The sequence below is a fragment of the Pseudomonas putida genome (genome assembly GCF_002741075.1).
GTDB lineage: Bacteria > Pseudomonadota > Gammaproteobacteria > Pseudomonadales > Pseudomonadaceae > Aquipseudomonas > Aquipseudomonas putida_T.
Genome location: NZ_CP016634.1, coordinates 3,289,865 through 3,313,912, shown reverse-complemented (window position 1 = coordinate 3,313,912; position 24,048 = coordinate 3,289,865). Strand labels below are relative to the sequence as shown.

At 63.6% G+C, this 24,048-nt stretch carries 21 protein-coding genes; 17 read left to right on the top strand and 4 right to left on the bottom strand.

The window, feature by feature from the left end; genetic code table 11:
* Window positions 1–198 precede the first annotated feature (198 nt).
* From IEC33019_RS15595 to pvdP, 4 genes are all read left to right on the top strand, one after another.
* A complete protein-coding gene (locus IEC33019_RS15595; RefSeq protein WP_070092070.1) occupies window positions 199–882 on the top strand; it encodes a response regulator in 684 nt (227 codons plus the stop codon).
* The gene (locus IEC33019_RS15590; RefSeq protein WP_070092069.1) at window positions 879–2,201 is read left to right on the top strand and encodes an ATP-binding protein; all 1,323 of its coding nucleotides are present in this window, start codon (window positions 879–881) and stop codon (window positions 2,199–2,201) included. The genes IEC33019_RS15595 and IEC33019_RS15590 overlap by 4 nt, the downstream gene beginning before the upstream one ends.
* Before the next feature lie 237 nt (window positions 2,202–2,438).
* The gene (locus IEC33019_RS15585; protein WP_070092068.1) at window positions 2,439–3,839 is read left to right on the top strand and encodes an aspartate aminotransferase family protein; all 1,401 of its coding nucleotides are present in this window, start codon (window positions 2,439–2,441) and stop codon (window positions 3,837–3,839) included.
* Window positions 3,840–3,965: 126 nt separating this feature from the next.
* Complete coding sequence (gene pvdP / locus IEC33019_RS15580) at window positions 3,966–5,588, top strand: pyoverdine maturation tyrosinase PvdP (RefSeq protein ID WP_070092067.1); 1,623 nt, start codon at window positions 3,966–3,968, stop codon at window positions 5,586–5,588.
* Between the two features lie 37 nt (window positions 5,589–5,625).
* Here pvdP and IEC33019_RS15575 read toward each other — a convergent pair whose 3' ends face one another.
* From IEC33019_RS15575 to IEC33019_RS15565, 3 genes are read right to left on the bottom strand one after another with little or no spacing between them, the layout of a single operon-like run.
* The gene (locus tag IEC33019_RS15575; RefSeq protein WP_070092066.1) at window positions 5,626–7,029 is read right to left on the bottom strand and encodes an efflux transporter outer membrane subunit; all 1,404 of its coding nucleotides are present in this window, start codon (window positions 7,027–7,029) and stop codon (window positions 5,626–5,628) included.
* Between the two features lie 3 nt (window positions 7,030–7,032).
* A complete protein-coding gene (locus IEC33019_RS15570) occupies window positions 7,033–8,997 on the bottom strand; it encodes a MacB family efflux pump subunit (protein WP_070092065.1) in 1,965 nt (654 codons plus the stop codon).
* Window positions 8,998–10,176, bottom strand: a complete 1,179-nt coding sequence (locus tag IEC33019_RS15565; RefSeq protein ID WP_070092064.1) for an efflux RND transporter periplasmic adaptor subunit — start codon at window positions 10,174–10,176, stop codon at window positions 8,998–9,000. It abuts the gene before it with no gap.
* Between the two features lie 215 nt (window positions 10,177–10,391).
* Here IEC33019_RS15565 and IEC33019_RS15560 point away from each other — a divergent pair, with 215 nt between their 5' ends.
* From IEC33019_RS15560 to IEC33019_RS15545, 4 genes are all read left to right on the top strand, one after another.
* Window positions 10,392–10,868 carry a sigma-70 family RNA polymerase sigma factor gene (locus IEC33019_RS15560; protein WP_070092133.1) on the top strand — a complete coding sequence of 159 codons (477 nt, stop codon included), beginning with the start codon at window positions 10,392–10,394 and terminating at the stop codon, window positions 10,866–10,868.
* 209 nt (window positions 10,869–11,077) lie between these two features.
* Window positions 11,078–11,560 carry a response regulator gene (locus IEC33019_RS15555; RefSeq protein WP_070092063.1) on the top strand — a complete coding sequence of 161 codons (483 nt, stop codon included), beginning with the start codon at window positions 11,078–11,080 and terminating at the stop codon, window positions 11,558–11,560.
* Window positions 11,561–11,626: 66 nt separating this feature from the next.
* The gene (locus IEC33019_RS15550) at window positions 11,627–12,943 is read left to right on the top strand and encodes an MFS transporter (protein WP_070092062.1); all 1,317 of its coding nucleotides are present in this window, start codon (window positions 11,627–11,629) and stop codon (window positions 12,941–12,943) included.
* 144 nt (window positions 12,944–13,087) lie between these two features.
* Window positions 13,088–14,752 carry a hypothetical protein gene (locus tag IEC33019_RS15545; protein WP_070092061.1) on the top strand — a complete coding sequence of 555 codons (1,665 nt, stop codon included), beginning with the start codon at window positions 13,088–13,090 and terminating at the stop codon, window positions 14,750–14,752.
* Between the two features lie 69 nt (window positions 14,753–14,821).
* On the opposite strand, the gene IEC33019_RS15540 is transcribed toward IEC33019_RS15545, so the two are convergent.
* A complete protein-coding gene (locus IEC33019_RS15540; RefSeq protein ID WP_070092060.1) occupies window positions 14,822–16,486 on the bottom strand; it encodes an electron transfer flavoprotein-ubiquinone oxidoreductase in 1,665 nt (554 codons plus the stop codon).
* A gap of 547 nt (window positions 16,487–17,033) precedes the next feature.
* On the opposite strand from IEC33019_RS15540, the gene IEC33019_RS15535 reads away from it, so the two are divergent.
* From IEC33019_RS15535 to IEC33019_RS15495, 9 genes are all read left to right on the top strand, one after another.
* On the top strand, window positions 17,034–17,783 hold the full coding sequence (locus tag IEC33019_RS15535; protein WP_070092059.1) for an electron transfer flavoprotein subunit beta/FixA family protein: 750 nt from the start codon (window positions 17,034–17,036) through the stop codon (window positions 17,781–17,783).
* Window positions 17,784–18,713: an electron transfer flavoprotein subunit alpha/FixB family protein gene (locus IEC33019_RS15530; RefSeq protein WP_070092058.1), complete on the top strand. Its 930-nt coding sequence runs from the start codon at window positions 17,784–17,786 to the stop codon at window positions 18,711–18,713.
* A 78-nt stretch (window positions 18,714–18,791) separates the two neighbouring features.
* The gene (locus tag IEC33019_RS15525; RefSeq protein WP_070092057.1) at window positions 18,792–19,613 is read left to right on the top strand and encodes a substrate-binding periplasmic protein; all 822 of its coding nucleotides are present in this window, start codon (window positions 18,792–18,794) and stop codon (window positions 19,611–19,613) included.
* A 7-nt stretch (window positions 19,614–19,620) separates the two neighbouring features.
* Window positions 19,621–19,974: a DUF4398 domain-containing protein gene (locus tag IEC33019_RS15520; protein ID WP_070092056.1), complete on the top strand. Its 354-nt coding sequence runs from the start codon at window positions 19,621–19,623 to the stop codon at window positions 19,972–19,974.
* Entirely contained in the window at window positions 19,971–20,780 is an 810-nt protein-coding gene (locus tag IEC33019_RS15515; RefSeq protein ID WP_070092055.1) for an OmpA family protein, read from the top strand. The genes IEC33019_RS15520 and IEC33019_RS15515 overlap by 4 nt, the downstream gene beginning before the upstream one ends.
* Before the next feature lie 209 nt (window positions 20,781–20,989).
* A complete protein-coding gene (locus IEC33019_RS15510; RefSeq protein ID WP_070092054.1) occupies window positions 20,990–22,432 on the top strand; it encodes a PLP-dependent aminotransferase family protein in 1,443 nt (480 codons plus the stop codon).
* Between the two features lie 62 nt (window positions 22,433–22,494).
* Window positions 22,495–22,995 carry a hypothetical protein gene (locus IEC33019_RS15505; protein ID WP_070092132.1) on the top strand — a complete coding sequence of 167 codons (501 nt, stop codon included), beginning with the start codon at window positions 22,495–22,497 and terminating at the stop codon, window positions 22,993–22,995.
* 119 nt (window positions 22,996–23,114) lie between these two features.
* Window positions 23,115–23,369, top strand: coding sequence for a YkgJ family cysteine cluster protein (locus IEC33019_RS15500; protein ID WP_070092053.1), 255 nt, complete (start codon window positions 23,115–23,117; stop codon window positions 23,367–23,369).
* A gap of 33 nt (window positions 23,370–23,402) precedes the next feature.
* Complete coding sequence (locus IEC33019_RS15495; RefSeq protein WP_070092052.1) at window positions 23,403–24,008, top strand: START domain-containing protein; 606 nt, start codon at window positions 23,403–23,405, stop codon at window positions 24,006–24,008.
* The last annotated feature ends 40 nt before the right edge of the window (window positions 24,009–24,048 follow it).

Sequence of the window (24,048 nt, the reverse complement as noted above, 5' to 3'; positions counted from 1 at the left end):
TTGGCAGAACTGTGAATTTGGCCATGCTGGCCGTGGTTGATTAACCCAAGGTTAACCGGCGCAGTTTCGCTGCCATTGTGTAGGCGCGGCGTGGCATTCGGTTGCGCAACGGCGAGTACCGCTGTTCGAAGAATCATTCATAATCGGTTCTTAATCCGCCAAGCGTGCAATACAAGCTTCCCCACCGGAGACCCCCTCATGCACGTACTGCTTTGCGAGGACGACGACCTGATCGCCAGCGGCATCTGCGCCGGCCTCGCCGCCCAAGGCCTGACCGTGGACCGGGTGGCCACCGCTTCGGCCGCGCAGGCGCTGCTTCAGGCCGCGCAGTTCGATGTGATGATCCTCGACCTGGGCCTGCCCGACGAAGACGGGCTCAAGCTGCTGCGCCGTTTGCGCCAGCAAGGCGTGACCCTGCCGGTGCTGGTGCTCACCGCCCGCGATGCGGTCACCGACCGGGTCGATGGCCTGCAGGCTGGGGCCGACGACTACCTGCTCAAACCCTTCGACCTGCGCGAGCTGGCCGCCCGCCTGCATACCCTGTTGCGCCGCGTGGCCGGGCGTGCGGTGAATGTCATCGAACATGGCCCGCTGCGCTACGACCCCAGCAGTTGCGAGGCCACCCTGGCCGGCCAGGCGGTGGACCTCTCCCGTCGCGAGCAGGCGCTGCTCCAGGCCTTGCTGCAGAACCCCGGGCGGGTGCTCTCCAGCGAGCAGCTCAAGGATTGCGTCTATGGGTTCAGCGACGAAGTCGAAAGCAATGCCTTGAACGTGCATATCCATCACCTGCGCCGCAAGCTCGGCAACAGCATCGTCGAGACCGTGCGCGGCCTGGGTTATCGCCTTGGTCCGGCCCAGGCCCCGCAGGAGCCTGCGCCATGAGCCTGCGCGCGCGCCTGACGCTGATCCTGGGCATCGCCTTCGTGATCATCTGGGCGCTGGCCGCCGCCTGGATGCTGCGCGACCTGCGCCAGCAGATGATGTTCTCCCTCGACCAACGCCTGGTCGCGTCGGCGCGTATGGTCGCCGGGTTGATCGAGCAACTGCCCCAGCCGCTGGCGGCCAAGGGCGAGGATGCGCATTTCTCCGCCGACCAGCTCAGCGTGCCGGATGGCATGGCTTGCCAGGTCAGCTCCCTGCGCGGTGAGATCCTGGCCAGCAACCACAAGCACGACGGCGCCATGGACGATCAGCGCAGTGGCTTCCGGGACCAGACCATCGACGGTGCGCTGTGGCGCACGTTCACCTACAACCATGGCGATGTGCGCATCACCACCGCCGACCGCCATCAAGAGCGTGAGGCGCTCAATCGCTCGATCCTGCTGGCGGCCTCGGCACCGGTACTGATGGCCCTGCTCGGCAGCCTCGGGCTTTTGTGGATAGGCGTCGGCAAAGGCCTGGAGCCGCTCAACCGCATGCGCGACGCCTTGCGCAGGCGCCGAGCCGACAGCGTCGAGCCGCTGCAGGTGGCGGGTATGCCCAGTGAGCTGCAGCCGTTGCTCGAAACCCAGAACCAGCTGTTCCTGCGCATCGCCCAGACCATCGAGCGCGAGCGGCGCCTGACCGACGATGCCGCCCATGAGCTGCGCAGCCCTTTGACCGCGATCAAGACCCACCTGCAGGTGGCGCGCATGACCGAAGGCGCGGTGCGCGAGCAAGCCCTGGAGCATGCCGAGCAAGGCACCGACCGCATGCACCGGACCCTTGAGCAACTGCTGATGCTGGCCCGGGTGGAGGGCAGCCTGTCGTTCGACGACGGTGTGCAGTGCAGCGCCGAACAGGTGGCGCGCCAGGCGGTGCAGGACGCCGGTGGCGGCGACAACCGCCGTATCGTCGTGCGCCTGCCAGAGGAGGCCAGCCGGATCTACCTGGGCATGCCCGCCCCCCTGGCAGTGGCGGCGCTGCGCAACTTGCTGGACAACGCCCTGCGCCATGGCGGCGACAATGCGGTGGAACTGGAGGTGCAGATGGCCGATGGGCAGGTGGGGTTCATGGTCCGGGACCACGGGCCGGGAATCGCCGAAGAGGACATCGAGCACCTGACCGAGCGCTTCTGGCGCCATGACCAAAGCGGTGGCTGCGGGTTGGGGCTGGCGATCGTCCAGGCCATCGTCCAGCGCTGCGCCGGCAGCTTGCGCTTCGAAAGCCACAGCGATGGGCTGCGGGTGTGGCTGCGGGTGCCGGCGCGCCAGGTGGCCTGATCATTGAGGCGGCGCAAACCTCTTCGCGGATAAACCCGCTCCCACAGGTTTTCCGCTGCTCTCAGTGCCGCCGCTGGACCTGTGGGGTTTGCCTGCGAAGGAGTTACCTGCTGAAAAACCTGCCTGACGGCTAAATCCTCGCCTCGCTGAAGCGTTTCCCAAGCGATACCACCCGACACCTCTCTCCACTTACGGGGGCGTGGCGGGGCTCATTCGCTTGTTCGCGAGGATTTTCCGATGTCGATCGTCTCCAGCCTTGCCCACGTCCCGTCGAGCCGCGCGCCACAGGCGTTGTACACGTTCGAGGATTCGCCCCTGCTGTTGCGCCAACGGCAACAGGAATCCAACGCGCGCAGCTATCCGCGTCGCATTCCCCTGGCACTCAAACGCGCCCGTGGCATCCATGTCGAGGACGTCGAAGGGCGTCAGTTCATCGACTGCCTGGCCGGTGCCGGCACTTTGGCCCTAGGCCACAATCACCCGGTGGTGATCGAGGCCATCCAGCGCGTGCTGGCCGACGAGCTGCCCCTGCACACCCTGGACCTGACCACGCCGGTCAAGGACCGCTTCGTCCAGGACCTGTTTGGTGTATTACCCGACGCCCTGCGCCGGGAGGCCAAGGTCCAGTTCTGTGGGCCGACCGGTACGGATGCGGTGGAGGCGGCACTGAAACTGGTTCGCACCGCCACGGGGCGTAGCACCGTGCTGGCGTTCCAGGGCGCCTACCATGGCATGTCCCTGGGCGCGTTGAGCCTGATGGGCAGCCTGGGGCCGAAAAAGCCGTTAGGAGCGCTGCTCGACCAAGGCGTGCAGTTTCTGCCGTACCCCTACGACTACCGGTGCCCGTTCGGCCTGGGTGGCGAGGCGGGCGTGCGGGCCAACCTGCATTACCTGGAGAACCTGCTGTGCGACCCCGAAGCGGGTGTGGCGTTGCCGGCGGCGGTGATTGTCGAAGTGGTCCAGGGCGAGGGCGGCGTGATTCCGGCTGATATCCAGTGGCTGCGCGGCCTGCGCCGCATCACTGAACAGGCAGGGGTGGCGCTGATCGTCGACGAGATCCAAAGTGGCTTCGCCCGCACCGGGCGTATGTTCGCCTTCGAGCATGCCGGCATCGTGCCGGACGTGGTGACCTTGTCCAAGGCCATTGGCGGCAGCCTGCCCCTGGCGGTGGTGATCTATCGCGACTGGTTGGACACCTGGAAGCCCGGTGCCCATGCCGGCACCTTCCGCGGCAACCAGATGGCCATGGCGGCAGGCTCCGCGGTGATGGGGTATCTGGTCGAACAGGGGTTGGCCGAACATGCCGAGGCCATGGGCCAGCGCTTGCGCGGTCATTTGTTGCGTCTGCAGCGCGACTATCCGCACCTGGGGGATGTCCGCGGTCGCGGCTTGATGCTCGGGGTCGAACTGGTGGACCCGGACGGCGCCGTCGATGCCCTGGGCCATGCACCCGCCAACGGCGCCTTGGCGCCGAACGTCCAGCGCGAATGCCTCAGGCGCGGGTTGATCCTGGAGCTCGGCGGGCGCCATGGCGCGGTGGTGCGCTTCCTGCCGCCTTTGATCATCACTGCCGAGCAGATCGACGACGTGGCTGATCGGTTTGCCCAGGCCGTGCAGGCGGCAGTTTGCACAGGTTGATCGCAAGTCTTGGTGGGCAGCGGCGAAGCAACCCTCGGGGCTCTTACCCCGCAGTAAATTTCCCGACCCAGGCTACGTCCTAGCTTGGACAGAGCCCACAGTGTGGCTGGAACGGATAGAAGCGCAATGGGCATTTCCCGACGAGGATTCATCGCAGGCCTGGCCGTGGCCGGGGCAACCGGTACGGCGGCGTATTACGCGCACAAGACCCTGACCCACGACCCTGAGGACGACATCGTCACCCCAGGGGAGGCCAGCGTCGAATTGGCTGACTATGCAGGGCAAGTACTGGCCGATCACCTGCGTGGGATCTGGGACGTGCGCTTCGAAGGCGCTGAATCGGGCCTTGAAGGGCTGCCGGTGCAAGGTGTCGAGCTGTTTCTCGATGTCGCCACCAAGGGCCGTGGCTTGCGCGGCTTCGTCGATACCGGCGAGCGCCTGCGTGGCGACGGGGTGGCCCATTACCGGGTGTTGGGCGACCTGGTCGGGGCCTCTTCGGCGCAGGTGCGCTGGCGGTTGCTCAACCAGCGGGGCGGGCCGAGCTACGAATGCACTGCCAGTCTCGACGAGGTCTGGGGCGATTTCGCCAATGCCGGTACCGGCACCCTGAGCGGGCGCCTGCAGCGGCTGGATCGACCACTGAACCTGCCGTTGGCCGACAGCCGCTTTGTCGCGGTCAAGCGGCGCTTCCCAGAGGCCCGCGAGCGCATCGGCTACACGCCGCAGATGCAGGCCTGGGTGCTCAGCGCCGAGCACCGTTTGTTCCATCAGCTTTGGCACGCCACCCGGGACAAATGGCATGACCTGTCCGAGCAGCAGCGCGGCGCCTTGCGCGGTCTGGGCTGGCAGCCGGGTCCAAGGGAGCGTGAGCGCGACGCCCGTGGCCCGCGCAAGCATCGCAATGGCTCGGGGATCGATTTTCTGTTCATGCACCGGCACATGCTGCAGTCCGCGCGTCGACTGCAGGATTTGCCGTCCTGGACGCACTTCCCATTGCCGCAGCCGAGCGTCGAGCTCGACCGGGCAGGCTTTGCCCGCTACCACGAGAACCACGATGGCTGCTGTGTGCCGCCCAGTTGGCAGGCGCCGGACGATGAGCCCTATGGCCAGTGGGTGTCGGCGATCAAGGCCGGCGAGACGTTCTGCAGCAACTTCCAGGTCTGGGAGTCGCAATATCAAGATCCTCGGTACCTTGCAAAACTGAGCCTGGGCGCGCTGGGTTCGGAGATGGAAATGACCCTGCACGACTGGCTGCACATGTGCTGGGCTTCGGTGCCGCGTGATCCGCTTAACGGCGCACCGGTGCCTTTCGCGCGTGATCCGGCGGACTTCGCCGCGCGTTGGTTCGGGCCGGACAACGACTTTCTTGGCGACCCGTTTTCCTCCCATGTGAACCCAGTGTTCTGGGGCTTCCATGGCTGGATCGATGACCGGATCGAGGACTGGTACCGCGCCCAGGAGCGCTACCACCCAGGCCAGGTGCGGCGTGTGCAGGTCAACGGCGTGAACTGGTTCGCGCCAGGGCGCTGGGTGGAGGTCGATGATCCCTGGCTGGGGCCGGACACCCATGGTTGCAGCACGGTTCCTGGCATGCGTCCCGGCAAGTCGGTGGAGATGGACGTCGAGACCATGAAGCTGGCGCTGCGCATCACCTTTGGCGAGGATGATGCGATCGGCGATCTGGTGCGGCGGGTGCCGCGTCGACCCTGGTATGCGCGGCATCTGTCGCTGAAAAACATTGTGTCCTGATCGATGCCCAGGGGCCGCATAGCGGCCCCGATGCCGTTCAGCGCGGCACCTGCCAGCCACCCCCCAATGCCTTGTACAACGCCACGCTGCCCTGTAGCCGGGCCAGGCGCAATTGTGCCTGCTGGTCCTGGGCTTCATACAAAGTGCGCTGGGTTTCCAGCACGCTGAGCAACGTCTCGGCCCCTGCGGCATAACGCTGTTGGGCCAGGTCGAACGCGATGCGCGCCTGGCGCACTTCCTCATCTTGCCACTGGCGCTGATTGTCCACGCCCCGAATGGCGTTGAGCGCCTTTTCCACGTCGGCGAAGCCCGCCAGGATGCTCGCCCGGTAGTTCTCCAGCAGTTCTTGCTGCTCGGCCGTGGCCAGGTCGCGGGCGGCGCGCAGGCGGCCGTTGTTGAAGACCGGCGCGATCAGCCCGCTGGTGAGGGTGTAATAGGGGCTGTCCAGGATCTGGGCGAAGGTGCGTGCGCCACTGCCCAGGTCGGCGCCAAGGGTCAGCTTGGGCAGCAGCGCGGCCCGGGCGACTTGTACATTGGCGCTGGCTGCCGCCAGGCGTGCCTCGGCAGCGGCGATGTCGGGGCGTCGGCCGAGCAGGTCGCTGGGCACGCCGCTGCCGATGTGTGGCCATTGCAGGGCGCCGAGGGTGTGGCGGCTGGCGGGCAGGCGCTGGACCGGCTCGCCCAGCAGGGTGGCCAAGGTGACGCGGCTATCCTGCCATTGCTGCGCAAGCAGCGGCACCTGGCGTTCCTGGGCAGCCACCAGGCTGCGCTGCTGGGCCAGCTCCAGGCGCGTGGCCGAGCCTGATCGCTCCCGCGCTTGCACCAGCGTCAGCACATCACGGGCGTTGCTCAAGTTCAGACGGGCAATGCGCAGCTGTTCCTCCAATGCCAGGCCTTGGAGGTAACTGTCGGCCACCGCGCTGGCCAAGGTCAGCTCGACCGTCTGGCGGTCGAAACGGCTGGCGTCCAGGCCATGCAAGGCGCTGTCGCGGGCAGCGCGCAGGCCTCCCCAGAAATCGATCTCGTAGCTGGCGCTCAGACGGGTGCCGAACGAGGTGCTGGTGCGCTCGCTGCTGCTGGCATCGAGCTGGTCATTGCCATCGCCGCGCAGCAGGCGCTGGCGGCTGCCATCCAGGCCGAACTGCACCTCGGGCAACAAAGGCGCACCCGCGATCACTGCGCGGGCCTGGGCCTGGCGCACCCGTGCGGTGGCGGCGCCGAGGTCATGGCTGTTGGCCAGGGCTCGTTCGATCAAATGGTCCAGCTCAGGGCTGGCGAAGGCCTTCCACCAGACAGCGTCGGGCCGCGGCCGGGCACCGTCGTCGGGCTGGGTGAGCCAGGCCGCTGGGGCGGCGATACCGGCCTCCGGTGCGGGCGGTGTGCTGCAGGCGGCGAGGGCGAGGCTCAGGGTCAACAGGCTGATGCGGCTGGGCAGGGTCATGAGTTATACGCTGGTAAGGGCTTTGACCGGATCGAGGCGAGCGGCCTTGCGGGCCGGCATGAAGCCGAACACCACGCCGGTGACGACGGCGCAGGCGAATGCGCCGAGAATGGCAGGCAAGGCGAACGCCACGGCAATGCCTGCGAGCATCAGGCCACTGCCGATGCACAGGGCAAGGACGATGCCCGTCACCCCGCCGACCATCGACAGCATCACCGCTTCGCTGAGGAACTGACGCAGGATGTCGCGCTGACGGGCCCCAGTGGCCATGCGGATGCCAATCTCGCGAGTGCGCTCGCGCACGGTCATGAGCATGATGTTCATCACGCCGATGCCGCCGACCAGCAAGGAGATGGCGGCAATGGCACCGAGCATCAGCGACAGGCTGTTCTGGGTGCGTGCCTCGGCCTGGATCAAGGCGGCGTCGTTGGTCAGTTCGAAGTCGTGCTTGCCTTGGTGACGCTGGCGCAGCAGGTGGTCGATGGCCGCTTCGGTGTCATGCACACGTGAGGAATCGAGGGCGGCGATGGTGACGTATTCGGGGTCGTAACGGCCGAACAGGCGGATGGCGGCGGCGGAGTAGGGCACCACGATGCGTTCGTCGCTGTCCTGGTCGCCCGAGCTGGCACCCTTGCCGGCCAGGATGCCGATGACCTGGAACGGCACGTTGCCAATCAACAGGTACTGACCCAGCGGGTCGCGCTGGTTGTCGAGCATCTTCTCCTTCACTTTCTGGCCGATCACTGCCACGGCGGCGCCACTGGCTTCGTCTGCTTCGCTGAATAAGCTGCCCTCGACCACCGGCCAGTTGAAGATCTCAGGGAACCAGGTGTTGTTGCCGCCGACATAGAACTGCTGGCTGTTGTTGCCGTAACGCACCATCAGCTCTTCGCCGATGACCGGCATGACGCGTTTGACCTGGGGCAGCTCGGCGATCGCGGCGACATCGTCCAAGGTGATGAGGCCCGCCGGCTCGCGCAGGGTCGCCGCCTTGCCGGACAGGTAGAGGATGTTCGAGCCGAACGCGGCCATCTGCGCCATGACCTGACGTTTGCTGCCTTCACCGACTGCCAGCATCACCACCACCGAGGCAACGCCGATGACGATGCCGAGCAAGGTCAGGGCCGTGCGAAAGCGGTTGATCCACATGACCCGCCAGGCCGCCTGCAAGGCTTCGAACAGCTCGCCTTTCCAGGCGCCGCGCAGGGTGGCGCCGCGGTCCAGGCGCTGGCGCAGCTCGTCGGCTTGCAGGCCTTGATGGCTCTCGGTTGCGGGGGCCTCGTCGGCCGAGTCGCTGATCATCAGGCCGTCGCGGATCTCGATGACTCGGTGTGCGCGTGCCGCCACTTCGCGGTCATGGGTGATCAGGATGATCACATGGCCTTGGTGGGCGAGCTCGTCCAGCAAGGCCATGACTTCGGCGCCGCTGTGGCTGTCCAGTGCGCCCGTGGGCTCGTCGGCGAGGATGATGTGGCCACCGTTCATCAAGGCCCGGGCGATCGATACCCGTTGCTGCTGGCCGCCGGACAACTGGTGTGGGCGGTTGCCGGTGCGGCTGGCCAGACCCAGGCGTTCGAGCAGGGCGTGGGCCCTGGCGTGGCGTTCGACGGCTGGGGTGCCGGCGTAGATGGCCGGCATCTCGACGTTCTCTTGGGCGGAGCCCGAGGGGATCAGGTGATAGCCCTGGAACACGAAGCCAAAGGCCTCTCGGCGCAGCCAGGCCAGTTCGTCGCTGTCCAGGTCGGCGACGTCCTTGCCGGCAAAGCGATAATGGCCGGCGCTTGGGCGATCGAGGCAGCCGAGGATGTTCATCAGCGTCGACTTGCCTGACCCCGAGGCGCCGACGATGGCGACGAACTCGCCGGGGTGGATGCTCAGGCTGATGCCGCGCAGCACCTCGACTTTGGGTGTGTCGATGCCGCCGTAGGCCTTGCGGATGTCGGTGAGTTCGATCAGGGGCGCAGACATTCAACCTCCGCTGGCGGACGGGGCACCGATGACCAGGCGCTCGCCCTCGCTCAGACCGTCGAGGATCTGCACGCGCAGGCGGTCGCTCAGGCCGGTGCGGACCTGACGCTGCTCGATCTTGCCTTCGCGATTGAGCACCTGGGCCAGGCGCAGGCCGTCGCCGTCGGTGTCGTCCAGCGCCGCCAGAGGCGCGGTGAGCACCTGCTTGGCCTGGCCGGCGACGAAGAACACCTGGGTGGTCATTTCGGCCATCAGGGCGCCATCGGGGTTATCGACGTCCAGCAGCACGGTGTACTGCACCACCTTGTTGCCGGTGGTGCCGATGCTGGCGCTGGCCGGGCTGCCGCCACCCTGGCTGGCCTGGTCCAGTGGCTTGGGCGGGATCGGCAGGATCTGGCGCACGCGGCTGCTCCAGCGGCGTTTGCCGCCGGCCAGGGTGGTGAAATAGGCGCTCATGCCGGGCTGGACCTTGCCGATGTCGGCTTCCGACACTTGGGCCCAGACGGTCATCGGCGAGAGCTTGGCGATACGCAGGATCAACGGCGTCTGTTGCTGGGCGTTGAGGGTCTGGCCCTCCCGAGCATCCACCGCGACCACGGTGCCGCTCATGGGCGCGTAGATGCGTGTGTAGCCCAGTTCGGCCTCATCGCTGCGCAGGCTGGCCTGGGCCTGGCGGATCTGCGCCTGGTACATGTCGATGCGGGCCTGGGTCACCTTGAGTTGGGCCTGGGCCGTTTGCAGGTCTTCCTCTCGGGTGGCGCCGGCGGCGGCCAGGTCGCGTTGGCGTGCGTGCTGCTGGGTGGCCAGCCGGTGCTGGGCGCGTTGCTCGGCCAACTGGGCCTTGAGGTTTTCGATCGAGTAGCGGCCGGCGTCGAGCCTGGCTTGCTGGGTGGACGGGTCGATCTCCACCAGCAGTTGGCCCTGGCGCACTGGGTCGCCCACCTCAACGTGCAGGGTGCGGATCTGCCCGGAGGCCTGGGCGCCCACATCGACATAACGCCTGGGCTGCAAGGTGCCCAGGGCGGTGACGCTGCTTTCGATATCGCCCCGCACGACCTCGACGGTGCTGACCGGCAGCGCGCCGAAGGGCAGGGTCTTCCAGGCCAGCGAGGCACCCAGGCCGAGCAGGCCCAGGCCACCGAACAGGATACGACGGCGGGTGTTGGTTAAGCGTTTCATGCAGGCTTCCGGCCAGGAGTGATGGCCACGCGCGGTCAATCGTGGGGCGCAAGGCGGTCCCAGTTAGACGAAGCCTGGATGTCGGAATTTAAGCGCAGAAGGCAAAGAGGTAGGCTGTTGCTGAGAATAATTATAATTTGTAGTATGTCGCATTGATATCACTTCGTCCCGTGTTCCGATTGCAAGTGTCGAGCAAGGAAATGCCAGGTACCGTCGTGGAACATTACTATCGTGAGCTGGTGAGTTTCCTTTCCGCGCGCCTGGGCAACCGCCAGGCGGCAGAGGACGTCGCCCATGATGCCTACCTGAGGGTGCTGGAGCGCACCGATGCTCAGCGCATCGAACACCCGCGCGCCTTTTTGTACCGTACTGCACTGAATCTGGTAGTCGATCGCCATCGGCGTCATCAGGTACGCCAGGCCGAGCCGCTGGAGGTGCTGGATACGGACGAGCGCTGGCATGGGCCTGGGTTGTCCCAGCGCATGCAGATGGACCAGCGCCTGGAACTGATGCAGCGCGCGCTGGATGAACTGAACAAGCCCTGCCGGGAAAGCTTCCTGCTGCGCAAGCTCGAAGGGCTGTCCCACCAGCAGATCGCCGAGCGTTTGGGGATCTCCCGCAGCCTGGTGGAAAAGCACATTGTCAATGCGATGAAACACTGCCGCGTGCGCATGCGCGAGTGGGAATCCTGACGTATTCGACACGGCGCTGAAACACCCGTATCAGCTGCGTTACACCCTTGATGGCAAATGAAAATTCCCATGCTGGCGACTTGATTTCTCCTGGTTTCCCGACAACTATCAAGGAAAGTCCCCGGCCAGGCCCCGTCGCGGCGGTCGCCTGTACTGGCGTAGTAGGGGCAGGGCGTATTTCCTCAACCCTCGTTGCCCAGGTGCAGACGATGGCAAACAAGACCCTGCGCATCCTCATTGCCGACGAGCATCCGTGCCAGCGTTTGCAACTGGAGAAAATGCTCAATGGCCTGGGCTATTACCGCATCGCCCCGGTGGAGAGCTTCGAAGACCTGCAGCGCCTGGTGCAGAGTGCGCTGCAACCGTTCAACCTGTTGATCGGCAATATCGAGCTGGCCAGCCACGCTGGTGTCGACCTGGCGCGCTTCTGCCGGGTCAGCACCCAGATCCAGCATGCCTTGCTCTACCACTCCCAGCACTTGAAGGTGCCTGCGGTGCCTCAGGCCCAGCGCCAGGCGGTGAACATCAGCCTGCCGCGCGTACCGGATGACGAGGCGCTGGAATCGTTCATGGCGATCATCGACCTGCCGCTGGTGATAGGGCAGTTGCCTCTGCCGGCGAGCTTGGTGGGCAAGGGCGGCCCGATCCGACGCATGAACTACGGCCACACGGTGTTCAGCCGCTCGAGCTGAGTCGGGTGGGGCAAGGGGGTGGCATTTGCTATCCTCTTGCCTTTTGCCGATCTGCGGAACCTTGCCATGACTGCCATCGATACCGCCCGTGCGCCCCGGTTCAGCCGTGGCGATCACCGGACCCTGGGCCTGGCGGCGTTGGGCGGCGCGTTGGAAATCTACGATTTCATCATCTTCGTGTTCTTTGCCCTGACCCTCAGCCAACTGTTCTTCCCGCCCGAGATGCCCGAGTGGTTGCGGCTGCTGCAAAGCTTCGGGATTTTCGTCACTGGCTACCTGGCCAGGCCGCTGGGCGGCATCCTGATGGCGCACTTCGCCGACCATCTGGGGCGCAAGCGGGTGTTCAGCCTGAGTATCCTGATGATGGCCTTGCCGTGCTTGCTGATCGGCGTGATGCCGACCTATGCCGATATCGGCTATGCCGCGCCGCTGATCCTGCTGGCATTGCGCATCCTTCAAGGCGCTGCAGTGGGCGGCGAGGTGCCGAGCGCCTGGACCTTCGTTGCCGAACACGCCCCTGTTGGCCGACGCGGTTATGCCCTAGGCTTTTTGCAGGCCGGGCTGACCTTCGGCTACCTGCTGGGTGCCCTGACCGCGACCTTGCTGGCGCAGGTCTATAGTCCGCAAGAAATTCTCGACTACGCCTGGCGTTATCCCTTCCTGTTGGGTGGTGTGTTTGGTGTCATCGGCGTCTGGTTGCGCCGTTGGTTGAGTGAAACGCCGGTATTCCTGGCCCTGCGCGAGCGCCAGGAGCAGCCGGTGGCGTTTCCACTGCGCAGCGTGCTGGGTGAGCATCGCCATGCGCTGTTTCCGGCGGCGCTGCTGACCTGTGTGCTGACCTCGGCGGTGGTGGTGTTGGTCGTGATCACGCCGACCGTGATGCAGCAGCGCTTTGGCATAGCCGCAGGGCACACCTTCGCCCTGAGCAGCGTGGGCATCGTCTTTCTCAACATCGGTTGCGTATTGGCTGGCCTGCTGGTCGACCGCATCGGTGCGTGGCGTGCGTTGATGATCTACAGCCTGCTGCTGCCCTTGGGCATCGGAGCGTTGTACGCAAGCCTGGTGGGGCAGTTGGGCTGGATCTGGTTGGCCTATGCTCTGGCGGGCTTGTCCTGTGGCGTGGTGGGGGTGGTGCCGTCGGTGATGGTCGGGTTGTTCCCGGCGCAGATCCGCGTTTCGGGTATTTCCTTTACCTACAACATCGCCTACGCCCTGTGGGCCAGCACCACGCCGCTGGCGTTGATCGCATTGATGCCTTGGAGCCCCTGGGTATGCGTAGGGTTCTGCTTGGTCATGGGGCTTGTCGGCTTCATGACGGCGGTGTACTTCCGCCATCGTAGGCCCGTGTGTGCAGCGCAGTGCTCGGTCACCTCGCCACTCTAGCGAAGCAGCCTGGGTCCTACGGGACGCGTGCTGGGGTTCACACCTGGAAGAGGGAACAGCGCTGACTGCCGCTGGTGTTCCACATCCGTAGATTGCTCGGTCCTTGATTCAAGTACCCGCATCTAACGGATTTGGAGACAATCGATGTACGGTTTCAACGTGAAATGGCAGACGCGCGAGCAACTGCCGGAAATCCCACAGGACATGCTGTTTTCGGGTGTGTCGCACGACGCGCCAGAGGCTGATTCCGGCCATGCCCCAGTGATGAGAACACCCGTTATCAACTGGGGGAGCAGCAAAGCCTGCGTCTTCGATGACCGGGTACATCATGAGCAGGCCTGGCTGGTGGTCTATGGAGACGGCCAGCGGCTCACTGGCGCCCATCTTCTGCAAGGGTTTCGGCATATCGCTGACATCCAGGAAGCGGCCAGTGGCGTTGCACTGCGTCTGATCGATGCCAATGGCCGTGATGCGGAAGTCTCGCACCTACAGCTCGATTCGCTCGATGGCAAGGAAGGCCGCGAGTCCGAAATCGAGGGGCTTCCGGTGGGCCTCCCATTCTGTCTGGGCCATGAGCACGCGCTGCTGATGGCCGATGAAAAAGGCGTGCGCATTGATTCGGGGCCGGAGACGCTTGCCATGCAATGGATGTTCAAGGACGGGAAACTGACCAGTGTCGCTACCGGTCAGGTGCTTGGTCTGGGCATACGTTGTCTGCCTGCCGCCCAGGGGAGCGAAAGATGGCATCTCTCGCCCGAGGGGGCGCTTGGGTTTGGCGATCAAACGCAGGCGCTGTGTGCCGATTCGGTGCACGGCGAGGTCTGGCTGGGGCCCCAGGACACGCGTTCGCCATCCGTGCGCTGGCAGGTGAAACGACCGCGCAACAAGGCATCGGGCATGTTGCTTGAGACACTCGTCCTGCATGTCCAGGTTTGCGACGAATACAGCGCCGGAACTGCGGACAGCGTCTATTTCTCGATCAACGGCAGTCGTCACCAGCAGTTTCTGGCCAGGAATTTCGAACGAGGCTCGGCCTTGGTCGCCGACGTGGATCTGGTCAGCATGTTCCAGGGGCGCGCGATCTTTGCCGACGAACTTGTCAGCGTGGAGTTGTATCAGGTGAGCGGCGACGGCTATGGTCCGGCATGGCGGATGAGTTCGCTGGATCTGGTCGTCAATGCCCACATGAGCAATCGTGTGCTGGGATCCGACAGTCCATGGCTGTTGCCAGCCTCAGGCGCAAACTGGACGGGCAAGATCAATTGGTTGGACTGGCGCGAGGAGGGCGGGCAGACACCGTTGGACTTCGCCGGATACACCTATCCGGTCAACTGGCGACCTCTGCTGTCTGATTGGCTGAATTGGCGCTCCTACGAGCCTGAAACGATCAATGGAGTCTGCCAGCTGATTGGCGAGTACCAGGGCAGGCTTCTGGCCTACGATCTCAAAGACAAGAAACCGGTCTATCTTGAGCCCAATACCGAGATCGACTCTTACACGTGGGTCTACACCCCACAGGGAAGCATCATTGTCAGGCGTTGGGACAAGACCGCATCCCGCAGCAGCTATATCCGCCATAGTCAACTCGGCTCCGGCAACCCGGTCGTCTGTGCAGGAGAGTTCAGCATCGCACGTGTAGCGTCCCACACGATCGTGCAGGATCTGCTGGGGATGATCAACGACGCGTCTGGGCATTATTTGCCCGATGGTGGCGCCTGTCTGGCGCATGTGCGTGAGCGGCTCGCTCAGCTTGGGCTGGATACGAGTGCCACGCAGGTCCGTTACAGGACCATAGCCCCGGCCGTATGATTGTCTGCAATCCAATACGAAAAAGCCCCCAGGGCCTGGCCTTGGGGGCTTTTTCGTGCAAGGGCGGTCTTACATGTTCGGGTAGTTCGGTCCGCCCGCGCCCTCTGGCGTGACCCAGGTGATGTTCTGGGCCGGATCCTTGATGTCGCAGGTCTTGCAGTGCACGCAGTTCTGCGCGTTGATCTGGAAGCGCTTGTTGCCATCTTCCTGGGTGACCACTTCGTACACGCCGGCCGGGCAGTAGCGCTGGGCCGGTTCGTCGTACAGCGGCAGGTTGCTGGCGATTGGCACGCTGGCGTCGGCCAGCTTCAGGTGGCAGGGTTGTTCCTCTTCATGGTTGGTGCTGGAGAGGAATACCGAGCTCAACTTGTCAAAGCTGAGTTTGCCATCGGGTTTGGGGTAATCGATCTTCTGCGAATCGGCCGCAAGCTTCAGGCAGGCGTAGTCCGGCTTGGTGTCGTGCAGGGTGAACGGCAGCTTGCCGCCGAACCAGTTCTGGTCGATGTAGTTGAATGCACCGCCGAGCAACGGGCCGAACTTGTGCAGCGCAGGGCCGAAGTTGCGACTGGCGAACAGCTCGTCATACAGCCAGCTGGCCTTGAAGGCGCTGACGTAGTTGTCGAGGGTGTCGCCACCTTCGCGGCCGGCGAACAGCGCTTCGGCCACGGCGTCGGCGGCGAGCATGCCGGACTTCATGGCGGTGTGGCTGCCCTTGATCTTGGAGAAGTTCAGGGTGCCCAGGTCGCAGCCGATCAGCGCGCCGCCGTTGAAGACCATCTTCGGCAGCGAGTTCAGGCCGCCTTTGCAGATGGCGCGAGCGCCGTAGCTGATGCGCTTGCCGCCTTCGAGGTACTGGCTCATCACCGGGTGATGCTTCAGGCGCTGGAACTCGTCGAACGGAGAGAGGTACGGGTTGGCGTAGGACAGGTCGACGATCAGGCCGACCACCACCTGGTTGTTCTCCAGGTGATAGAGGAACGAGCCGCCGGTGTTCTCTGCGCTCATCACGTCCAGCGGCCAGCCGGCAGTGTGCACCACCAGGCCTTGCTCGTGCTTGGCCGGGTCGATTTCCCAGATTTCCTTGAGGCCGATGCCGTAGTGCTGGACGTCGGAATCGCTGTCGAGGTTGTAGCGCTTGATCAACTGCTTGCCGATGTGTCCGCGGCAACCTTCGGCGAACAAGGTGTACTTGGCGCGCAGTTCCATGCCTGGGGTGTACAGGCCGTCTTTGGGGTTGCCTTCGCGGTCGACACCCAGGTCGCCGGTGATGATACCGCGCACTACGCCGTTTTCGTCGAACAGCGCTTCCTGGGCGGCGAAGCCTGGGTAGATTTCCACGCCCAGGTTCTCGGCCTGCTGGGCCAGCCAGCGGCACAGGTTGCCCAGGGAGATGATGTAGTTGCCCTGGTTGTGCATGGTCTTGGGCACGAACAGGTCAGGGACCTTGGTCGAGCTGCCGGCATCCTTGAGTACATAGATGTCGTCGCGCTTGACCTCGGTGTTCAGCGGAGCGCCGAGTTCTTTCCAGTCGGGGAACAATTCGTTCAAGGCGCGAGGTTCGAACACCGCGCCGGAGAGGATGTGGGCACCGACTTCCGAGCCTTTCTCGACCACGCAGACGCTGATCTCGTTACCGGCTTCGGCGGCCTTCTGCTTCAGGCGGCAGGCGGCGGACAGGCCCGCCGGGCCTGCGCCGACGATGACCACGTCGAATTCCATGTATTCGCGTTCCACTGGTTCTCTCCTACTCAAGGCTCATCGCTGTTGCTTGTCTTGTCTTTTTGGGTGATGGAGGGCCATGCACGACTGTGTAAGCTGTAGCTTCGTGGATGACGGACTACACCGCTTTGTCTTGGCCGCGCATTATATCTACACCACTTGGCGGGTCCAATACAAACGTTTGTTTGAATTTGCCGGAGCCCAGTAAAATCACTGGAACGCGGCTGGAGGCTGGCCGATTTGCCGTATTGACCGGATTAGGTGTTACGGTCAAGATACGAGCGGTTTTACGCTCGCCGTAGGCTGACCGCCGGGCGCAGGTGTACCCCTAAAGACCAGGCGTGGAGCAGGGTTTTCGGGCCGAATCCGGCTTTGTAGTGGAGTCTACACGCCACGACAGGAAATGACCCGTCGGTTTTGCCGGCGAAGTCAAAACAGGACTGTTCGGTCACAGGAAATTTCCCGCAGCCAGGAACGTTTTTAGAGGTGCCCTTGTACCCACGCGCAATCGCCGGGCATGCCCCAGGCGACATTCTTTTCACCGGAGAGTAACGAGGAATCCATGAAGGTTCTTGTAGCTGTCAAACGAGTGGTCGACTACAACGTCAAGGTTCGCGTCAAGGCGGACAACTCCGGCGTCGACCTTGCAAACGTCAAGATGTCCATGAACCCCTTCTGCGAAATCGCCGTGGAAGAAGCCGTACGCCTGAAGGAAAAGGGCGTGGCTACCGAGATCATCGCCGTTGCCGTCGGCCCGACTGCTGCCCAGGAGCAGCTGCGTACCGCTCTGGCCCTGGGTGCTGACCGCGCCATCCTGGTCGAGACCACTGAAGAGCTGAACTCCCTGGCCGTGGCCAAGGCCCTCAAGGCCGTGGTCGACAAGGAGCAGCCGCAGCTGGTGATCCTCGGCAAGCAAGCCATCGACAGTGACAACAACCAGACCGGCCAGATGCTGGCCGCGCTGACTGGCTACGCCCAGGGCACCTTCGCCTCCAAGGTCGAAGTGGCTGGCGACAAGCTCAACGTCACCCGTGAAATCGATGGCGGCCTGCAGACTGTCGCGCTGAACTTGCCGGCGATCGTCACCACCGACCTGCGTCTGAACGAGCCGCGCTACGCGTCGCTGCCCAACATCATGAAAGCCAAGAAGAAGCCGCTGGAGACTGTCACTCCAGACGCGCTGGGCGTCTCCACCGCTTCCACCACCAAGACCCTGAAAGTCGAAGCCCCGGCTGCTCGCAGCGCGGGTATCAAGGTCAAGTCGGTGGCCGAACTGGTCGAGAAACTGAAGAACGAGGCGAAGGTAATCTAAATGACTATCCTGGTTGTCGCTGAACACGAAAACGGTGCCGTTGCCCCGGCTACCCTGAACACTGTTGCCGCTGCCGCCAAGATCGGTGGTGATATCCACGTGCTGGTTGCAGGCCAGAACGTCGGTGGTGTCGCTGAAGCCGCCGCCAAGATCGCTGGCGTTGCCAAGGTGCTGGTTGCGGACAACGCTGCCTACGCCCACGCCCTGCCGGAAAACGTAGCGCCCCTGGTCGCTGAGCTGGGCAAGGGCTACAGCCATGTGCTGGCTCCGGCTACCACCAACGGCAAGAACATCCTGCCGCGCGTTGCCGCGCTGCTGGACGTCGATCAGATCTCCGAGATCATTTCGGTCGAGTCCGCCGACACCTTCAAGCGCCCGATCTATGCCGGTAACGCTATCGCCACCGTGCAATCCAGCGCTGCGGTCAAGGTCATCACCGTGCGTACCACCGGTTTCGACGCCGTGGCCGCCGAGGGTGGTTCGGCTGCCGTCGAGGCTGTCGGTGCCGTGCACGATGCTGGCAAGTCCGCTTTCGTTGGCGAAGAGCTGGCCAAGTCAGATCGTCCTGAGCTGACCGCTGCCAAGATCGTCGTCTCCGGTGGTCGCGGCATGGGCAATGGTGACAACTTCAAACACCTGTACGCTCTGGCCGACAAGCTCGGCGCCGCTGTCGGTGCTTCGCGCGCTGCAGTCGACGCAGGCTTCGTGCCCAACGACATGCAGGTCGGTCAGACTGGCAAGATCGTCGCCCCGCAGCTGTACATCGCCGTCGGTATCTCCGGCGCAATCCAGCACCTGGCGGGCATGAAGGACTCCAAGGTGATCGTCGCGATCAACAAGGACGAAGAGGCACCGATCTTCCAGGTGGCCGACTACGGCCTGGTCGCCGATTTGTTCGAGGCGGTTCCAGAGTTGGAAAAGCTGGTCTGATCCGGCGGCTTCACTTATAAAGAAGCCCGGCCCTCCGAAACGAGGTCCGGGCTTTTTTCTGGCTGCAAGGAGTAGCGCATGGGGTTTCGCAAAGCAGGCAGGGTACTGGCCTGCATGGCGGCGTTGTCGGCGCCATTGGCAATGGCGGCAGGCAAGTGCGAACGTCTGGTGGCGACCGGCAGCCCGGATGCTCCGCCGTATTCCTGGCAGGATCCGAAAGATCCTCGGCACCTGATCGGGGCCAATGTCGACTTGCTGCGTCAAGTCGCAGCCGAGCTGGGGGTGTCGGTCGAAGTGCTGTACGCCGGCAAGCGCGACCAGGCGTTGGAGGAAGTGCGCAGCGGGCGCATGGACCTGTTGATCGATACGCCCATGCAGGTCGAGCAGTTGACCGCCCTTGACTACATCCACCCTCCGTTGCAGCTCAACGAGTACCTCGTCTGGACCCGCCATGACGCCACATTGGTGTTCGACGGGCCGGCGGACCTTGCCCAGTACCAGGGCAGCATTTCGGAGCGGGCCCGATTGACACCGGCCTTCGAGGCTTTCGCCAAGGCCCAGCTCAAACTTGCCCCTGCTCAGAATCTGACCCAGGCCTTCCAGAAACTGGTGCTGGGACAGGTCGACTATGTGCTGGCCGGGCGTTACTCGGGCATGGGCATGGTCCAGAGCCTCGGTATGGGCAACGACCTGATCGCCCGCGGGCTGCCGGTGGACCGGCCTGGGCTGTACCTGGCCGTGTCGCATAACTCGGCTTGCAATGACACTTGGCTGCGCGGACAACTGGCAAAAAAACTGACAGAATTGCCGATCTCCGGGGCGTCCCAGGCCGTGCTGCAGCGCAATGTCGAGCGCTGGAAGGCGCAGATGCAGGCGCCTCTGGATGCCCCTAAACAGTAGGAATGCAATGAGAACCCAATCACTGATCCTTGCCTTGGCCATGCTCGGCCTGGCTGGCTGCGCCAACGATCCTGCGCCCAATGAGCAGATGCGTCTGTCCGAGCAGGCCTTGGAACAGGCCAAGGCCGTCGGTGCCACCGAGAAGGTGGCGGAATTGAAACTGGCCGAAGACAAGCTGGCGAGAGCCAAGACCAACATGGCCACCGAGGATTACCGTGACGCGCGTATGCGCGCGGAGCAGGCCGAGCTGGATGCGCGCCTGGCCGAGGCCCGGGTATTGACCCAGAAGAGCGAAGAGCAACTCCAGGTCCTGCAAACACGGGTCAAGCGCCTTCGCAAGCAGCTGGAGGTGCAGCCATGATGCGTCGTCAATCGATGACCGCGCTGGCACTGCTGGCACTGGTCGGGTTACAGGGTTGCGCGAGCCAGCGCAGCGAGTCGGCGCTCGATGAGGCGACGGCCGCCTTCCAGAAGGTCAAGGATGATGCCGATGTGCTGCGCAGCGCGCCGCGCGATGTGATTCGCGCAGGTGAATCCCTGGCCCGTGCCGAGCGTCTCTCGAGCTATATCGGAACCGGCTCCGACGTGCGTCACTACGCGTATTTGAGCAAGCGCTACAGTGAGATCGCCACCGAACATGCCAACTTGGCCCTCAATCAAGAGCGTCTGGCCAAGCTCGACCTGGAGCGTCAACGCTTGCAGCTGGGGCTGCGCGAGGCCAAGTTGGCCAGCGTGCAACAGCAGGGCAAGTGGGTCGAGGCGCAGATCGCGGCCATGGCCTCCGAGCAAAGCGATCGCGGCTTGGTGATGACGTTGGGCGATGTGCTGTTCGACACCGGCCGGGCCGAACTCAAGACCTCTGCCAGTCGCACGGTGCTCAAGCTCGTCCAGTTCCTGCAGCTCAATCCGCGTCGCGTGGTGCGGGTCGAAGGTTACACGGACAGTACCGGCCTTCCCGAAGACAACCTAGCACTGTCGCGCGACCGTGCCCAGGCCGTGGCGGACATGCTCGTCGACCTCGGTGTGGATGAAAAGCGCATTCAGGTCGAAGGGTACGGTGACCAGTATCCGATCGACGCCAATGCGTCCGAGCGGGGCAGGGCGCAGAACCGTCGGGTCGAAATCGTCTTCTCCGATGAGAAGGGCAAGCTCGCGCCAGCGCGTTGACCTCGGGGCGCTATGCGCCCCTTCCTGTCGTCCTTTGGCGGCTTCGTTCGTCGGTGAAGGGATAGGTTCGTTGATTCTGTGATTGTTACGTGACTGTATTGTTGACTATTCTGCAATCTGTCCCAGTACACTTCGTAACTGTTACGGTATTCTGACTCGGCTTTGAGTCGCACAAGAACAACGAACCCGTCCGCGTTTCGAGAGCCGCCATGACCAACCTGCTGCTGTACCAGCGCATTGCCCAGCAACTGGCCGATGACATCCGCCGAGGTGTCTACCAGCCCGGCGAGCGTGTGCCCTCCGTGCGTAAGATGAGCGCCCAGCTCAACGTCAGTCATGCCACGGTGCTGCAGGCCTATGCCAACCTGGAAGATCAGGGGTTGATCCGCGCGCGGCCGCAATCGGGCTACTACGTGCACCAGACGCCGGCGCTCACCGCGCAGACCCCGGAAATCGCCCGGGTCGAGCGGCCCGGGCTGGTCACTCGTGCCAGCATCATCCAGCAGGTGTTGACCGAGGCGCGACGAGATGGCGTTTTCCCCTTCGGTGCGGCGGTCCCGCATGTTGACTATCTGCCAGTGCGGGCGCTGCATCAGCAGTTGGCCAAGGTGACGCGCTTTCATAGCCCGCGCGCCTTCAGCTACATGTTCAGCCCTGGTTTCGAGCCGCTGCGTCGGCAGATCGCCATTCGTATGCGTGACGCCGGGGTGTTGGTCGATCCCCGCGAAGTGGTGGTCACCCACGGTTGCGTCGATGCCCTACAGATGTCGTTGCGGGTGCTGACCCGGCCGGGTGACCTGATCGCAGCCGAATCGCCCACTTATTATGGATTGCTGCAGTTGGCCGACCTGTTGGGGCTCAAGGTCATCGAGATTCCCAGCGATCCGTCGACCGGCATCAGCCTGGAAGCACTGCAACTGGCCGCCAACCAGTGGTCGATCAAGGCCCTGGTGCTGACCCCGCGCCTGAGCAATCCCTTGGGAGGCACGATTCCTGAAGACAGGCAGAAACAGTTGCTGCGCCTGGCCTCGGACTTCGATATCCAGATCGTCGAGGACGACATCTATGGCGAGCTGATGTTCGAGCAGGGGCGGACCAAGGCGCTCAAGGCGTTCGATCGTCTGGATCGGGTCATCTACTGCTCGAGCTTCTCCAAGACCTTGTCACCTGGGGTGCGGGTGGGCTGGATGATAGCGGGTCGCTACCAGGACGAGATCCAGCGCCTGCAGACCTTCACCACCCATTCGGCTTGCAGCGTGACTCAGATGGGGGTGGCCGCTTACCTGGAAAACGGCGGCTATGACCGCCACCTGCGTTATATCCGCCAGGAGTACCGCAAGAACCTCAGCGCGTATCAGTTGGCCGTGCAGCAGCATTTCCCTGAAGGTACACAGATGACCCGTCCCACGGGAGGGTTCATTCTCTGGGTGAGCCTGCCGGGGAGAGTCAATACCCAGGATCTGCATGTGCGTGCGCTAGAGCAGGGGATCAGCATTGCACCAGGGCTTATCTTCAGCAACACCGAGCAGTTCAACCATTGCATTCGGCTCAATTGCGGCATTCCGTGGAACAAGGAGGCCGAGCGAGCCGTGATCACGCTCGGTCTGCTGGCCCATCAATTGTGCAAGTCGTCGACAGGATCACTCTTGTAAATCTTGCCAGGGGCGGGCAGAACAGAGAGCATACGCACTTTTCCAGCACGCCCCTGATGTCCATGAAAGCGCTTCGCTCGTTTGTCCTGTTCCTTTGCCTTACGCCGATGTGCCTTTCCGGTGCCCTGGCGCATGCCGCTCAGCCTGCGACCAAGGCGTCTGCAGCGCATACCAAGGCGGAGGCCAAGCCGGTGCGCAAGCAGGCGGCGGGCAAGACTGGCAAAGTTGCGAGCAAGGCGCCGGCCAGGGGGAAGGCCACGCCTTCCAGCAAGGTTGTGCGCAAGAAGCCCTTGGCCAAGTCGGTCGCCAAGCCATTGCCCAAGCCAAAGCTGGACCTGAGCTTGCCTGCCGCGATGGTGGAGGAACTCAAGCCTGAGGTCGGTGATCCGGTGATGCGCCGCAAGCCTTTGTTGCCGTCGATGTTTCCGCAAAAGCCAGTGAGCGACGACAGTCCCTTCCAGCTCAATGGGCGCCTGATCAACAACGAAATGCAGTTGCAGTTGCGCAACGACAGCCGGCATGACGTGGAAGGTGCGGCCATCGATTTCGAGTTTCGTCAGTAGCGGTTCCAACTGACTGCTGGGTCACGGCAGATTTCATCCGTTCCGCAATTTCAAACGTATGTTTGAGCGGTTACTATCCAGGGACGTTCGTCCCGTTTTGCTCCTGGGGGTCCTGTTCCATGAAATGCCGAGAGGGCTGCGGCGCATGCTGCATCGCCCCATCCATCAGCTCGCCGATGCCGCGCATGCCCCAGGGCAAGCCTGCTGGTGAGCGGTGCCTGCACCTGACCATCGACAATCTCTGCGAGCTGTTCGGCAAGGCTGAACGGCCGGCGGTGTGTGGTGGGTTCAAGGCGGACGCGCAGGTGTGCGGCAGTGATCGCGACGAAGCGATCAGGATTCTCGGTTGGCTGGAGCAGATGACGGCGGCGTGACAGGTTGGGTCTTCGACAACAAGGAACAAAACGATGAGATCGATCAAGCGTATTGCACTGCTGTGTGGCGTCGGTGTTCTGCTGTCGCCGGTTGCCTGGGCCGAAAACTGGCAGGTGGCCAAGGACGAGGAGGGGATCAAGGTTTCCCTCAGCGAAGTGCCGGGTTCCAAGTACAAGGCCTATCGCGGTGTGACCGTGATCAAGGCGCCGCTGGCCAAGGTCAAGGCTTTGCAGGAAGACACTGTTGGCGCCTGCAAGTGGATCCATGAGTGCGAGTCGCAAAAGCTGCTCAAGCAGGAGGGGGCGCAGAGCTGGACCTATACCCGCTTCAATACGCCCTGGCCGGTGACGCCGCGTGATTCGATCCTGCACGTGACCACCACCGAGGAGGCCGATGGCAGCCTGGTGCGCAAGCTTGAGGAGGACTCGAAGTACCTGCCGGAGGAAAAGGGTTATGTGCGTGTAGCCCAGGTTCAGGGCTTCTGGAAACTGGTGCCCAAGGGTGACAGCACCGAGGTGACCTACCAGGTGCATACCGAGCCTGGAGGCAGTGTGCCGTCCTGGCTGGCCAACAAGTTCGTGGTGGATGCGCCGTTCAATACCCTCAAGGGGTTGCGCGAAAAGGCTGAAAAGCCCTGAGATAGCTGTCTAGTCCTGAAATAGGTTTACACCTGTTCAG